General features: G+C 71.1%; 15 protein-coding genes and 1 tRNA gene. 6 read left to right on the top strand and 10 right to left on the bottom strand.

Annotated features, from left to right (window positions below; translation table 11 throughout):
* Nucleotides 1-3 precede the first annotated feature (3 nt).
* A complete protein-coding gene (locus ACWCSD_RS17550) occupies nucleotides 4-1,635 on the bottom strand; it encodes a heparinase II/III family protein (protein ID WP_449916037.1) in 1,632 nt (543 codons plus the stop codon).
* A 139-nt stretch (nucleotides 1,636-1,774) separates the two neighbouring features.
* Between ACWCSD_RS17550 and ACWCSD_RS17545 the strand changes: the two genes are divergently transcribed.
* Entirely contained in the window at nucleotides 1,775-2,371 is a 597-nt protein-coding gene (locus ACWCSD_RS17545) for an HD domain-containing protein (protein WP_397164599.1), read from the top strand.
* On the opposite strand, the gene ACWCSD_RS17540 is transcribed toward ACWCSD_RS17545, so the two are convergent.
* The 7 genes from ACWCSD_RS17540 to ACWCSD_RS17510 are packed head-to-tail and all read right to left on the bottom strand — an operon-like array spanning nucleotide 2,368 to nucleotide 5,344.
* Complete coding sequence (locus tag ACWCSD_RS17540; protein ID WP_449916034.1) at nucleotides 2,368-2,721, bottom strand: antibiotic biosynthesis monooxygenase family protein; 354 nt, start codon at nucleotides 2,719-2,721, stop codon at nucleotides 2,368-2,370. The two genes, ACWCSD_RS17545 and ACWCSD_RS17540, sit on opposite strands and share 4 nt — an antisense overlap.
* Before the next feature lie 24 nt (nucleotides 2,722-2,745).
* Nucleotides 2,746-3,312 (bottom strand): alkaline shock response membrane anchor protein AmaP, encoded by a 567-nt coding sequence (locus ACWCSD_RS17535; protein ID WP_397164602.1) that lies wholly within the window; start codon nucleotides 3,310-3,312, stop codon nucleotides 2,746-2,748.
* Entirely contained in the window at nucleotides 3,309-3,971 is a 663-nt protein-coding gene (locus ACWCSD_RS17530) for a DUF6286 domain-containing protein (protein WP_397164604.1), read from the bottom strand. Before ACWCSD_RS17530 ends, ACWCSD_RS17535 begins: the two co-directional genes overlap by 4 nt.
* Nucleotides 3,968-4,336, bottom strand: coding sequence for an Asp23/Gls24 family envelope stress response protein (locus tag ACWCSD_RS17525; protein WP_397164606.1), 369 nt, complete (start codon nucleotides 4,334-4,336; stop codon nucleotides 3,968-3,970). The genes ACWCSD_RS17530 and ACWCSD_RS17525 overlap by 4 nt, the downstream gene beginning before the upstream one ends.
* Nucleotides 4,333-4,521, bottom strand: coding sequence for a hypothetical protein (locus ACWCSD_RS17520; protein ID WP_352352177.1), 189 nt, complete (start codon nucleotides 4,519-4,521; stop codon nucleotides 4,333-4,335). The genes ACWCSD_RS17525 and ACWCSD_RS17520 overlap by 4 nt, the downstream gene beginning before the upstream one ends.
* Nucleotides 4,518-4,856, bottom strand: coding sequence for a hypothetical protein (locus ACWCSD_RS17515; protein ID WP_358288560.1), 339 nt, complete (start codon nucleotides 4,854-4,856; stop codon nucleotides 4,518-4,520). The genes ACWCSD_RS17520 and ACWCSD_RS17515 overlap by 4 nt, the downstream gene beginning before the upstream one ends.
* Nucleotides 4,853-5,344, bottom strand: coding sequence for an Asp23/Gls24 family envelope stress response protein (locus tag ACWCSD_RS17510; protein WP_397164718.1), 492 nt, complete (start codon nucleotides 5,342-5,344; stop codon nucleotides 4,853-4,855). The genes ACWCSD_RS17515 and ACWCSD_RS17510 overlap by 4 nt, the downstream gene beginning before the upstream one ends.
* Nucleotides 5,345-5,509: 165 nt before the next feature.
* On the opposite strand from ACWCSD_RS17510, the gene ACWCSD_RS17505 reads away from it, so the two are divergent.
* A complete protein-coding gene (locus tag ACWCSD_RS17505) occupies nucleotides 5,510-6,286 on the top strand; it encodes a fumarylacetoacetate hydrolase family protein (RefSeq protein ID WP_352352174.1) in 777 nt (258 codons plus the stop codon).
* A gap of 34 nt (nucleotides 6,287-6,320) precedes the next feature.
* Nucleotides 6,321-7,652: a glutamate--tRNA ligase gene (gene gltX / locus ACWCSD_RS17500; protein WP_387671299.1), complete on the top strand. Its 1,332-nt coding sequence runs from the start codon at nucleotides 6,321-6,323 to the stop codon at nucleotides 7,650-7,652.
* On the opposite strand, the gene ACWCSD_RS17495 is transcribed toward gltX, so the two are convergent.
* Nucleotides 7,546-8,796: an MATE family efflux transporter gene (locus ACWCSD_RS17495; protein WP_449916028.1), complete on the bottom strand. Its 1,251-nt coding sequence runs from the start codon at nucleotides 8,794-8,796 to the stop codon at nucleotides 7,546-7,548. The two genes, gltX and ACWCSD_RS17495, sit on opposite strands and share 107 nt — an antisense overlap.
* A gap of 54 nt (nucleotides 8,797-8,850) precedes the next feature.
* Between ACWCSD_RS17495 and ACWCSD_RS17490 the strand changes: the two genes are divergently transcribed.
* Nucleotides 8,851-9,393, top strand: a complete 543-nt coding sequence (locus ACWCSD_RS17490; RefSeq protein WP_352352171.1) for a PadR family transcriptional regulator — start codon at nucleotides 8,851-8,853, stop codon at nucleotides 9,391-9,393.
* 53 nt (nucleotides 9,394-9,446) lie between these two features.
* Here ACWCSD_RS17490 and ACWCSD_RS17485 read toward each other — a convergent pair whose 3' ends face one another.
* Nucleotides 9,447-11,417 carry a M3 family metallopeptidase gene (locus tag ACWCSD_RS17485; protein ID WP_397164612.1) on the bottom strand — a complete coding sequence of 657 codons (1,971 nt, stop codon included), beginning with the start codon at nucleotides 11,415-11,417 and terminating at the stop codon, nucleotides 9,447-9,449.
* Nucleotides 11,418-11,583: 166 nt separating this feature from the next.
* Here ACWCSD_RS17485 and ACWCSD_RS17480 point away from each other — a divergent pair.
* Together ACWCSD_RS17480 and ACWCSD_RS17475 are read left to right on the top strand one after the other, a co-directional pair.
* Nucleotides 11,584-11,655: transfer RNA gene (locus tag ACWCSD_RS17480), tRNA-Gln, on the top strand.
* A 399-nt stretch (nucleotides 11,656-12,054) separates the two neighbouring features.
* Complete coding sequence (locus ACWCSD_RS17475) at nucleotides 12,055-12,636, top strand: hypothetical protein (protein ID WP_449916025.1); 582 nt, start codon at nucleotides 12,055-12,057, stop codon at nucleotides 12,634-12,636.
* Nucleotides 12,637-12,677 lie beyond the last annotated feature (41 nt).

The raw sequence follows: 12,677 nt of genomic DNA, 5'->3' as shown, positions 1-12,677 counted from the left end.
CGGCTAGAGCAGGCCCGCGGAAAGGGTCTCGCCCTCGACCTTGAGCTTGCCCCCCGAGCACGACACCTTGGGCGAGTCGGTGCCCGGCACGATCACCGTCAGCAGCGACTTCGCCGCCGGCGACACCACCACGTTGGTCGCGTCCTTGGCCAGGTAGGTGGGCGAGACCCAGCCCAGCTCGCCGCCGCGCTCCACCTTCTGGCCGCCGACCCGCTCGCACGCGGAGAACTGCATCAGCGTCACCTTGAAGGCGCCGTCGGCCAGCACCACCTTGCCGCCGCTGTTCGAGACGACCTTGTACGAGGGCGCGAACCGCCACAGGTTCCTGACCTTCTTGCCCCCGGAGGCCGTGTCGAGCACCGCCATCAGGTCCTGGCCGTGGTTCACCAGCACCGAACGCGTCCGGCTCACGCCGTAGGCCCGGTCCGTGAGGCGGAAGGCCTGCCGGTCCTTGCCGTAGGAGGTCTTGGTCAGCTTGGACGAGGTGCGCGGCCGGAACCGGGCCCCCTCGACCGTCGGCACGTTGTGCGCCTCGGGGGAGAGCGTCCAGTAGCGGTAGGCGCTCTTCTCGTAGGAGTGGAAGCCGCCGTCCATGAGGATGTCGCGGCCCTGCGCGTAGTACGTCACGCCCAGGTGGTCCTCGTGCCCGTGGAACTTCATGCCGGGCCCGAACCTGATCGAGTAGTACGACGAGTCCGGCTTGCCCCAGGCCGTCCGGCCGTAGACGTAACCGGCCTTGTAGACCTTGACCTTCTGCTTCGGGGTGCCGGTCTCCATCTTCGGCTCGGTCTCGGCGCTGCCGTCGCCGATCGGGACCATGTAGCCGTTGGGCATCGTGGAGTGGGCGATGAAGTCCTTCAGCGCCTCGGCCCGCCGGCTGATCTCGGCCGGCACCTTGCGGTCGCACGCCTTCATGTTGGTGATGGCGACCTGGAGGCGGCCGTACACGTAGACGGCGTAGCGGGGGGCCTGCTCCATGAGCGCGCCCTGGGAGTCGACGTCGAGCTTGACCGTGCCGGTGAGCCGCCTGGAGGCCAGGTTCGACCAGTCGGAGCGGCCGTACCGGCAGCCGATGCCCATGAGGGCGATGTCCTGGTCGATGCCGTGGTTGTGGCCCTTCTTGTACAGCCGCGCGTCCGACAGCAGCCTGGCGTGGTCGGCCAGGCTGTCCTTCAGCCAGCTGTCCTTGACGTGCATGCTCAGGCACAACAACGGCTGCGTGCGCAGCGAGACCGGGTGGTCCTTCCACACGTACGGCTTGGTGGCGGCGGCCCCGCGCCGGTTGTTCGCCACCCAGTCCTTGGTGATCTCGGTGGCACGATCCAGGTAACGCCGCTCGCCGGTGTTCTCGTAGGCCACGACCAGCGTGCCCATCCAGCGCAACGACTGGAAGACGAACTCCCACGACCGGTTCCGGTACGGGCTCGCCCCCCAGTCGATGTCCTTGCCCAGCTTGTACGCCGGCAGCCCCACCAGCGAGATCTCGCCCTTCATGACGTCCTCGGCCGTCGGCGTGCCCGGCAGCCAGTCGCCTTGGCACTGCGCGGTACGGGTCACCTTGTCGGCGGCCTGCGCCGGGCTCGTCAGCCCGCCGAGCGCGAGCGTGAGGGCAAGAGGTATCGCGAGCCGGCGCACGCCAGGGTTCCTTCCGGACAAGAAAGTGAGGGCGGGACATGCTTTCGGAATCACGATCAACCGGTCAAGTCGCGTACCGGATCGTTAACGGCCCGATGCCCGCCGGTGCCTCCGGCAGCGCGGATGTCATGCTGGAGCCGTGAGATTCGACGACATCGTGCTGCCCGACACGCCCGCCTGCCGCGGCGCGCTGGAGGTGGCCACCCGCTACCAGTCACCCTCGCTGCTCAACCACTCCGTACGCGCGTACCTGTGGGCCGCCGCCTACGCCCGGAGCAGGGCGATCGACTTCGACGCCGAGCTGCTCTACGTGTCGTCAATGCTGCACGACATCGGCCTGGTCGCCGAGTTCGACAGCCAGACGGTGCCGTTCGAGGAGGCCGGCGGCCACGTGGCGTGGGCCTTCTGCGCGGGGGCCGGCTGGTCGCCCGAGCGCCGGCTGCGCGCCTCCGAGGTGATCATCCGGCACATGTGGGAGGAGGTGCCGGTGGAGGAGGACCCGGAGGGCCACCTGCTGGAGCTGTCCACCGGCATGGACATCTCCGGCCGGCGCACCGAGGACATCCCCGACGGCGTGCGGCGCGAGGTGCTGGAGCGCTACCCGCGGCTGGAGATCGCCAAGGAGTTCGCCGCCTGCATCGCCGACCAGGGCGCGCGCAAGCCGTCGAGCTACGCCGGCCGGTTCGTGCGCGGCGGGATCGCCGACCGCATCGCCGCCAACCCCCTCGACGCCTAGCCCTTGGGTCCGGCGCTCTGCACGACGTCGAAGCTCCACACCTGGGAGTCCGTCGCCGCCGGGCCCTGCCCGTGACCGTGACCCTGGCCGTGACCCTGGCCCTGCTCCGCGGCGGCCTGGGCGTGGCCGCGCTGGAAGGCCTGGCCCTGCTGCCAGGTCCGGAAGTCCTCCTCGCTGCGCCAGCGCGTGTAGACGAGGTACTGGTCGGTGCCCTCGACCGGCCGCAGCAGCTCGAACCACTCGAACCCGTCGGCCGACTCCACCATCCCGGCCCGGCCGGAGAACCGCCGCTCCAGCTCCTCCCGCATCTCGGCGGGCACGGTCAGGACGTTGATCTTCACGATGGACAACGGAGGACCCCTCTCGGCGAAGCCTTAGCGCACGACCCGCTGCGTCGCAGGTGAGGGCTCCAGGCTAACGCGGGCCACCGCCGGTACGTGATCCCTGTCCAGCGCGTCCCGCAGGTTCGGCAAAGTGACCCGGGACAGGTGCTCGCTCAGCTCGCTCATCGGGGCGGCCTCGTCGGCGGCGACGCGCAGCCGTACCTCCGGGTGGCCGCGCGGGCCGACCAGGTCGGCGTCGGCGTTCAGGACGGCGGGGCTGGCCGCGACGTCGGCGGCGACCGCGTGGGCCATCCCGCCCGCCGCGATCTCGGTGACGCCGTCCGGGCCGGCCTCCAGGCGCAGCCGGGTGCGGGCGTCCCTGCGTCCCTGCGCGACCAGCCAGCGCAGGGCCAGCAGCGCGACCAGGACCGACACGGCGGCCACGGCCCACCACACGGGCGGGCTGTTGCGGGCGAAGAACCCGCGCACGCCGGCGTCCACGATCGGCGTGGACGGCCCCAGCAGCCCGCGCGCCAGCGCCAGCCCGCCGAGCACGGCCAGCACCAGCCCGACCAGGGCCAGCCCCCACCGGTTGCCGCGGCCGGTCTTCCTGTTCATCGGCGCTCCTTGACGTTGACCGCCACCCGGTACGGCTCCACCGGGTCCAGCCCGGCGAGCCTGGTGAGGACGGCTTCGCGCACGGCCCGGCCGAAGCCCTCGTCGTCCCAGCCGGACGTGGCGGGCGTGACGGCGACCGTATGGCCGCGCAGGCTGGCGTGCGCCGAGCGCACCCCGGGCACCTCCTCGGCGGCGTGCTCCAGGGCCCTGGTGAAGCTCTTGGGACGCACGCCGATGATCAGGTCCGGGTCGCCGGTCCGCACGGGGACCATCCGCGGCCGTCCCGGCACCAGGGCGGTGACCAGCAGCGCCAGCCCTGCCAGCGCCACGATCGCGGCCCCGGTCAGGACCAGCGGGTCCGACCACGGCGTCGTGGCCGCCCACGCCAGCATCCGGTCGTAAGGCAGCCATCGCAACGGGCTGCCGGCCAGCGCGGACACCGTCTCGGCGGCGACCAGCAGCCCCAGCAGCGTGAGCAGGACGGCGACCACGATGGCCGGCACCCGGCGCTGCGGCCGGAACGCGCGCACCGCGGCCCGGTCGGCGCCCTTGTCCCGCGGCGGCGCCGCTCCCGGCTCGCCCCGATGCGCCCCCGCCACGCCCGCCGGGACGGCCCCCGGCGTCTCCACGGGCTCCCCGGACGGGAGCGGGCGGGTCATGCCGGGCCTCCCGCCAGATCGGTCATGATCACGTCGAGGCGGGTGACGTCCAGGCCGGTCTGCATGGCCACCCGGTTGCGCACGTGCTCCCGCAGCCGCGCGGCCACGGCGTGCAGCGGGGCCGGGTAGGCGACGGTCACGTCCAGCTTCAGGGTGGCCCGCTCGCCGCGCACCTCGGCGCTGGACGAGTGCGTCCACGGCGCCCCGCCCAGCCGCACGTCGAGGACCTCGGGCACCTCACGCGCCGCGCAGCAGGCGATCTTGGTGACCACCCGCTCGGAGATCTCGGTACGGCCCCGCCGCTCGGGCTCGGCCGACGGCGCGAGCCGCTGCCGGGGAACCGTGACGTGGGCAGTGGTGGTCATCGCCGCCTCGCGGTCAGGCCGGACAGGTTCAGCTCGCCGGTCTCGGCGACCTTGCCGACCAGGAAGCCGACCGCGCCGAGCACGAGGACGAGCAGGAACGCGCCGAGGCCGCCGAAGGCCCCCGCGAGTCCGAGGATGATGCCGACCGCCATGCCGATGACCGGCAGCCAAGGGACGTTGCTCATGATTCCTCCACCACGTCGATCACCACGTCGTCGATGTGCACGTTCACGGGACGTCCGCCGCCCGGCTCCCACACCGCTTGGCGGACGTCCTCGGCGGTCTCGGGCAGCGGCCGTACCAGGGTCGCCACGATGGCGATCTCCACCGTGTCCCCGTCGGCCGAGACGCCCATGACCCGCGCCCCGGGCAGGTACGTCGCCACCGTCCCGAACGGCCCGCCGGAGAGCCCCGCGACCCCCGGGCAGGCCCGTACGAGCTCGGCCAGCGTCTCGGCCTCCGCCTTGGCGTCGGCGTCGGCGTCGTCCCGCGTATAGGCGGTGGCGCCGGGCCCGGTCATTGGACCCGGGGCTCCGGCTGCTCGATGACCTCGCGGCGACCGTCGCCCCTGTCCCTGTCCCTGTCGCGGTCCTGGCCGGGCAGGTGCACGTCGTCCACCCTGATGTTGACCTCGGTCACCTCCAGGCCGCACATGCGCTCGACCGCCGCGATGACGTTCCTGCGCACGGCCGCGGCCAGGTCGGGGATGGCGGTGCCGTACTCGGCGACCAGGTCCATGTCCACGGCCGCCTGGCGCTCGCCGACCTCGACCGAGACGCCCTGGGCGACGCTGCGCTCCCCGCCGACCATCCCGCGCACGTTGCCGAGCGCCCTGGCGGCGCCGCCGCCCATGGCGTGCACGCCGGATACCTCGCGTGCGGCCAGCCCGGCGATCTTGGCGACGACGACGTCGTCGATGCTCGTCGTGCCCTTGTCGGTGACCAGCGAAGTCGCCGGCCCGCCCTCCTGCGTTCTGGCCCGCGGTACGGCAGAAGTCTGGTTGACCATCGTGTCCGGCACGTTCCGTCACCCCCTAGAAGTCTCTGATAAGCAGAGATATCCGCTTAACCACCACCGATGCCCCACAAAACGGACTCTGGGGGCATTTATGGAGAGTTCCTGACTTTTTTGCCGGTGGGCGGACCCCTCCGGCGGCGGCGATAGCCTTGTCAGGTGCGTATAGCGAGGTTCTCCACAGGCGAAGGCGTGTCGTTCGGCGTGGTCGAAGGCGGCCCTGGAGAGGAGTTCGTCTCCACGGTCTCCGGCCATCCGTTCGGCCAGGTGCAGTTCACCGGCGAGCGCTTCCCGCTGTCCCAGGTGAAGCTGCTGGCCCCGATGCTGCCGAGCAAGGTCGTCGCCATCGGCAGGAACTACGCCGAGCACGCCCGCGAGATGGGCAACGAGGTGCCCGACGAGCCGCTCATCTTCATGAAGCCGTCCACGTCGGTGATCGGCCACGGCGAGGCCATCGCCTACCCGACCTCGCTGTCCGACCGGGTCGACTACGAGGGCGAGCTGGCCGTGGTGATCGGCAGGCTCTGCCGCGACGTGCCCGTCGACCGGGTCAAGGACGTCATCTTCGGCTACACCTGCGCCAACGACGTCACCGCCCGCGACCTGCAGAAGAAGGACGTGCAGTTCACCCGGGCCAAGAGCTTCGACACGTTCTGCCCGCTCGGGCCCTGGATCCAGACCGATCTCGACGCGAGCGACCTCGCGCTGACCACCACGGTCAACGGCGAGATCCGGCAGAGCGGCCGCACCAGCCAGCTCATCAACGACATCCCCGCGCTGGTCGCCTACGTCAGCGCCGTCATGACGCTGATCCCCGGCGACGTCATCCTGACCGGCACCCCGGCGGGCGTCGGCCCGCTGGAGATCGGCGACGAGGTCAGCGTCGGCATCGAAGGCATCGGCACTCTCACGAACAAGGTGGTCTCCCGTGACTGATCTACGGGTGCGTTTCGCCCCGTCCCCGACCGGCATGTTCCACGTCGGCGGCGCCCGCACGGCGCTGTTCAACTGGGCCCTCGCCGAACAGTCCGGCGGCCGCTTCGTCCTGCGCGTCGAGGACACCGACGCCACGCGCAACCGTCCGGAGTGGACCGAGGGCATCATCTCGGCGCTCGACTGGATCGGCATCAACGGCACCAACCCGGTGTTCGAGGGCCCCTACTTCCAGTCGGCCTACGAGCCGCAGCACCGCGAGGCCGTGGCCAAGCTGCTGGCCGACGGCAAGGCGTACCACTGCGACTGCACCCGCGAGACCCTGGTGGCCCGCACCGGCTCCGAGCACAAGGGCTACGACGGGTTCTGCCGCGAGCGCGGCCTGACCGAGGGCGCGGTGCGCTTCCGCACCCCCGACGAGGGCGTCACCCTCGTCGAAGACCTGATCAGGGGCAACGTCGAGTTCCCCAACGAGGCCCAGGAAGACTTCGTGATCGCCCGCACCGACGGCTCGCCGCTCTACGTGCTGGCCAACGCCGTCGACGACATCACCCAGGGCATCACGCACGTCGTGCGCGGCGAGGAGCACCTGGGCAACGCCGCCAAGCAGGTGCTGCTGTGGCCGGCGCTCGGCTCCACCCCGCCGGTCTGGGCCCACCTGCCGGTGATCGTCAACGAGCAGCGCAAGAAGCTGTCCAAGCGCCGCGACAAGGTGGCCCTGGAGGACTACCGCGACGAGGGCTACCTGGCCGAGGCCATGGTCAACTACCTCATGCTGCTCGGCTGGGGCCCCGGCGAGGACCGCGAGATCATGCCGTGGGCGGAGATGGTCCCGCTGTTCAGGCTGGAGGACGTCAACTCCGCCAGCGCCTTCTTCGACGAGAAGAAGCTGCGGGCCTTCAACGGCGAGTACATCAGGGCCCTGCCGCTGGAGACCTTCGAGGAGCGCTGCTCGCCCTACCTCGACCCCGCCTGGGACCGCGAGCTGTTCAGCAAGGTCGCGGCGCTGGCCCAGACCCGCATCGGCGTGCTGTCGGAGATCCGGCAGAACGTCGACTTCCTCTTCCTCGACGAGCCCGTCTTCGACCAGCCGTCCTGGGACAAGGCGATGAAGAACTCCCCGGTGGAGATCCTCGACGGCTATCTCGACCGCCTCCAGACGGTCGCCTGGGACCCGGACTCGCTCAAGGAGGCCCTGGAGGAGGTCGGCGCGCCGCTCGGGCTCAAGCTGGGCAAGACCCAGGCCCCCGTGCGCGTGGCGATCACCGGCCGGACGGTGGGCCTGCCGCTGTTCGAGTCGATCGAGGTGCTCGGGCGCGAGCGCTCCATGGAGCGGATCCGAGCGGCGCTAGCGCGCCTGCGAGGCTGAGCGACGACCCGACGGCCATCGACAGCCACACCCCCGTGACGCCGAGCCACGAGCTCAGCAGATAGGCGAGGGGCAGCTGCACCGCGAAGCCCGCCAGCGTGGCGGCGAGCAGGCGGCTGCCCCTTCCGCTCGCCTGGAGCACCCCGCCGACGGCGATCAGCCCGCCGAACGGCACCAGGTAGAGCGCCATCCAGCGCAGGAAGCCCACGGCCACCGCCGGGTCGTCGGTGAACAGCCCGGCCGCGGGCACGGCCGCCAGGTTGAGCACCACCGCGACCACCGCCCCCGTCACCAGCCCGAGCCGCAGCGGTGACCCGACCGGCTCCGACCGCGCGGTGCGGATCATCGCCGCCTGGCGCAGCGCGTAGAAGACCATGACGCCGGCCAGCATGATCTTCTGGCCGATGCCGTACCCGGCGACCTCGGCCGTGCCGAACCCGGCCACGATCTCCACCAGCGCCATGCCCACCAGGGAGCGGGCCAGGAAGTCGCCCGACATGGGCAGGCCGGTCCGCAGCACCTCGCCGACGAGCAGGCCGTCGCCGCCGGCGGCGCGGAGCCGTACGAGGGAGGTCGAGGCCACCCCGAGCGTGACCAGCCGCGCCGCCACGGTGGCCAGCGCGGCCCCCTGGACCCCCAGGTCGAGGCCGTAGATGAACAGCGGGTCCAGGACGATCACCAGGGCGTTGCAGATCAGCGCGTTCCGCATGGGGGTCTTCGTGTTGCCCAGCCCTTTGAGGACGCCGTCCACGACGGTCTGGGCGAAGAACACCGGCAACCCCGCCAGCGAGACCAGGAAGAAGCCGGCCGTCGGCCCGGGATCGTCGGTGAACAGGGCCGCCAGCGGCTCGCGCAGCAACACGCCGGGGACGGCGACGGCGACCGAGAACGCGGCCCACAACACCCAGCCCGTCCTGATCACGGGCCCGATCGGCGCGTGCCCGTCACGCCGCCCGATCAGCACGGTCACCCCTGTCGGGACGGCCAGGAACAGCCCGTAGGCCAGGTATTCGACCGTGGTGCCCACGGTGACGGCCGCGATGGCGCCCTCCCCGAGCCCCGAGACCCACAGCAGGTCGATCACCCCCACCGCCACCACGGCGGTGAGCAGCTCCACGTAGATGGGGAGAGCCAGCCGGAACATCCATACCTCGATTCGTTGTATCTCGTTTAGAGGTATAGCGTTACGATGCGCGACATGGCAAGCGGCGGGGATCTGTCCCTCACCATCCTGGGATTCCTGAACGAACGTCCGATGCACGGCTACGAGCTCAAGGCCCGCCTGGCCGCGCTCACCGGCCACCTCCGCCCGGTCAGCGACGGCGCCCTCTACCCCGCCATATCGAGACTGGAGAGCAAGGGCCTGGTCGAGCGGCACGAGGAGGCGGGCGCGGCGGCGGCCCGCAGGCAGGTGCTCACGCTCACCGGCAAGGGCCGCGAGGAGCTGCTGCGGCGGCTGCGCGAGCCGAGCGAGCTCGACGTCAGCGACCAGACGCGCTTCTTCGCCCTGCTGACGTTCCTGTCGGCGCTGCCCGACCCCGCCGACCGGTCACGGGTGCTGCGCCGGCGGCTGGCCTTCCTGGAGGCCCCGGCGAGCTTCTTCTACGAGGGCGGCCGGCCGGTCCGGATCAAGGACGAGCCCGACCCGTACCGGCGGGGGATGCTGGAGATCGCCCGCGCGTCGAGCCGGGCGGAGAAGGAATGGCTCCGGCAGCGCATCGAGGAGCTGCCGGAGCCGTAGGGAAAGCCTCATCGGGGGAGGCGGGGGAGGCGGGGGAGGCGGGGGAGCGGCGGTCAGTCGAGGCCGCGGCGGGCCAGCAGCGGCCCGATGCCCGCCTCGCGCCCGCGGAAGTTGCGGAAGGCGGTCAGCGGGTCGAGGCTGCCGCCCCTGGAGAGCAGCTCGCGGCGGAAGTGGTCGCCGTTCGCCCTGGTCAGGCCGCCGTTCTCCTTGAACCACTCCACGCTCTCGGCGTCGAGCACCTCGCTCCAGATGTAGGAGTAGTAGCCGGCGCTGTAGCCGCCCGAGAAGATGTGGGCGAAGTAGTTGGTCCGGTAACGCGGGCGCACCAGCCGCACGTCGATCCCGGCCGCCTCCAGGGCCCGCTGCTCGAACGCCTGCGCGTCGGCCACCTGCTCGCCGGGCGCCAGCCGGTGCCAGGCCCAGTCGAGCAGCGTGGCCGCCAGGTACTCCACCGTCGCGAAGCCCTGGTTGAACTTCTCGGCCGCGTTGAGCTTCTCCACCAGCTCGGCGGGCATCGGCTCGCCCGTCTCGTGGTGCTTGGCGTAGTTGGCCAGGACCTCCGGCCAGGTCACCCACATCTCGTTGACCTGCGAGGGGTACTCGACGAAGTCGCGCGGCACGCTGGTGCCCGACACGCGCGGGAAGCGCACCTGCGAGAACAGCCCGTGCAGCGCGTGGCCGAACTCGTGGAAGGCGGTGTTCACCTCGTCGTACGTCAGCAGCGTCGGCCCCGAGGCCGGCTTGGTGATGTTGAGGTTGTTCATGACCACCGGCAGCTCGCCGAACAGGTGCGACTGGTCGACCAGGTTGTTCATCCACGCCCCGCCGCGCTTGTTCGCCCTGGCGTAGGGGTCGAGCAGGAACAGGCCGAGCGCGCCGCCGTCCTCGTCGAACACCTCGAAGACGGTCACGTCGGGGTGGTAGCCGCGCAGGTCGGGCCGTTCGGTGAAGGTGATGCCGTAGAGCTTGGTGGCGGCGAAGAACACGCCGTCCCTGATGACCCGGTTCAGCTCGAAGTAGGGGCGCATGGCGTCGGCGTCGAAGTCGTAGCGGGCCAGCCGCACCTTCTCCGAGTAGTACGACCAGTCCCACGGCTCGATCTCGAACCCGGCCTGCTCGGTCAGCGCCTCGGCCTCCTTGCCGGCGTTGCGCACCGCCGGGCCGACGAGCTGGCCGAGCATCTCCTCGACCGCCTCGACGGTCTTGGCCGTCTGGTCGGCCACCGAGTAGGCGGCGTGGTCGGGGAAGCCGAGCAGCGCGGCCCGCTCGGCCCGCAGCGTGGCCATCCTGGCGGCCCGGTCGAAGTTGGCCGGGGCGCGGCCGACGCTCCGCTGGTACAGGCGGCGGCGCACGTCGCGGTCGGTGAGCTGGGCCAGGCCGGGCTGGTTGGTGAAGTTCAGCAGCGGCAGGACGTAGGTGCCGTCGTCCTTGCGCAGCGACTCGATCCTGGCCTCGTCGAAGCCGTCGAGCTCCTTGGCGTCGGTGAGGACCAGGGCCTCCTCGGTGGACGCCTTGAGCAGGGTCTGCGCGAACTCGGTCGACAGCTTCGACAGCTCGCCGTTGAGCTCGCGCAGCCGGTCCTGCTCCGGCTCCGACAGGTCGGCCCCGGCCCGGACGAAGTCCTCCCGGTACTTCTCCAGCAGCCACGCCTCCTCGGCGTCGGACGTGCCGACCTGCTTGATCCGCGCCCACAGCGCCCGGTTGAGGCGGATCGCGTCGTTGTGCGCGGTCAGCTTCGGGGAGATCTCCTTCTCGATCTCCATGATCCCGTCGCTGGAGTTGGACGCGGCCATGCTGAAGAAGACCGTGGCCGTGCGGTCGAGGATCCGCCCCGAACGCTCCAGGGCCGCGATCGTGTTGTCGAAGGTGGGCGGCTCGGTGTTGTTCGCGATCGCGTCGACCTCGGCCAGGTGCTCGGCCATGCCGCGCTCGAACGCGGGCAGGTAGTGCTCCTCGCGGACGTCCGCGAACGGCGGCAGCTGGTACGGCAGGCTACTAGGGGCGAAGAACGGGTTCTCGGCCAACGCTTTGGCTCCTCCACGTGGTGTTTTGTCCTCTTCAGCTTGGCACGTCGGAGCCTGTGCCGCAGGCGGCCGGACGCCGCTTCGGCAATCGTTTTGGTCTTACCCCCCGAGCTGGGCTATTCTTTCGGACGTCGCCAAGCGCGCTCCGAGAAGGAGTTCGCAGCGGTGGGGTATGGTGTAATTGGCAGCACGACTGATTCTGGTTCAGTTAGTCTAGGTTCGAGTCCTGGTACCCCAGCAAGTTTCCGAAACGGATGTCTCCCTGAGAGACATCCGTTTTTTCGTGTCGGCGGCCCAGTCAGATCGCCAGGTCGTCCAGAGCTGATCATGCGGTGCCTCAGCACGAGCGGATCACCCGGTTCCGCGTCGCCCAGGAGGCGATGACCGACGTCGCCGAGCATGCCGATGCCACCAGGACGGCCCTGACCCTGCCGTACGCGGACGAAGTCGTCATGCTGGACATCCGTGTGACGAGGGGCGCGTTTTCGTTCCTCAGGGGGCTGTTGAGGGCTTCGGGGTGGAAGGCGTGCGCCGGCCGGCACGCGCGGTGCGGGCCATGTGCGAGGGGAAGACCGCGTCGCCGCAACGGCGGAGACCTTCCGCCGCGGGCTGCTCGGCGGGTAGCCTCCCTCGCCTCATGGACGAATTCCGCATGCGCGAGGGCGGCCTCGCCCGTTTCGTCGCCCCGTTCGCCGCGCCGCTGGCGCTCTTCTTCGCCGTCTGCCTGCTGCTCGGGGCCGTCCTCACCGGCAGCTCGGCGCTGGGCGTCGTGATCGGCGCGCTCGCCACGACGGCACTGACCGGCGTGCTCGTCGTCAAGCACCGCCGTCTGGTCGCGGGCACGGTGGTGCGCTTCTCGCCGGAGGGCGTGGAGCTGGCCGACGCCCGCGGCTTCCGGGTGCGCCTGCGCTGGCCCGACATCACCGCGATCGGCGTGGTGAACACCCGGACGGCCGACCCCAGGCCCCTGGGCCGGCCCGGCGGCGTCCGCGTGCGCGTCCCTGCGCTGCGCTCGGTGGGGCTGGTCGGGTGGGGCGAGCGCACGCTCCCGCCGCGGACGCCGCGGTGGATGCGCGAGCGCCTGGCCCGGGTGCCCGCCGACCCCGTCACCGGACGGCCCGAGGTCGCGATCCCGCTCGGCGAGATCGACCCGCTGTGGGAACGGGGGCCGATGGGCGACTGGGTCCGCCGCCACAGGCCCGATCTCATGCGCCGATAAGCGGTTTGGTTGTGGTCTGCGGGGTGCGGTAGAGTTACCTG

Source organism: Nonomuraea sp. NPDC001684, from assembly GCF_053596515.1.
This window is presented reverse-complemented; position numbering and strand designations above follow the sequence as displayed.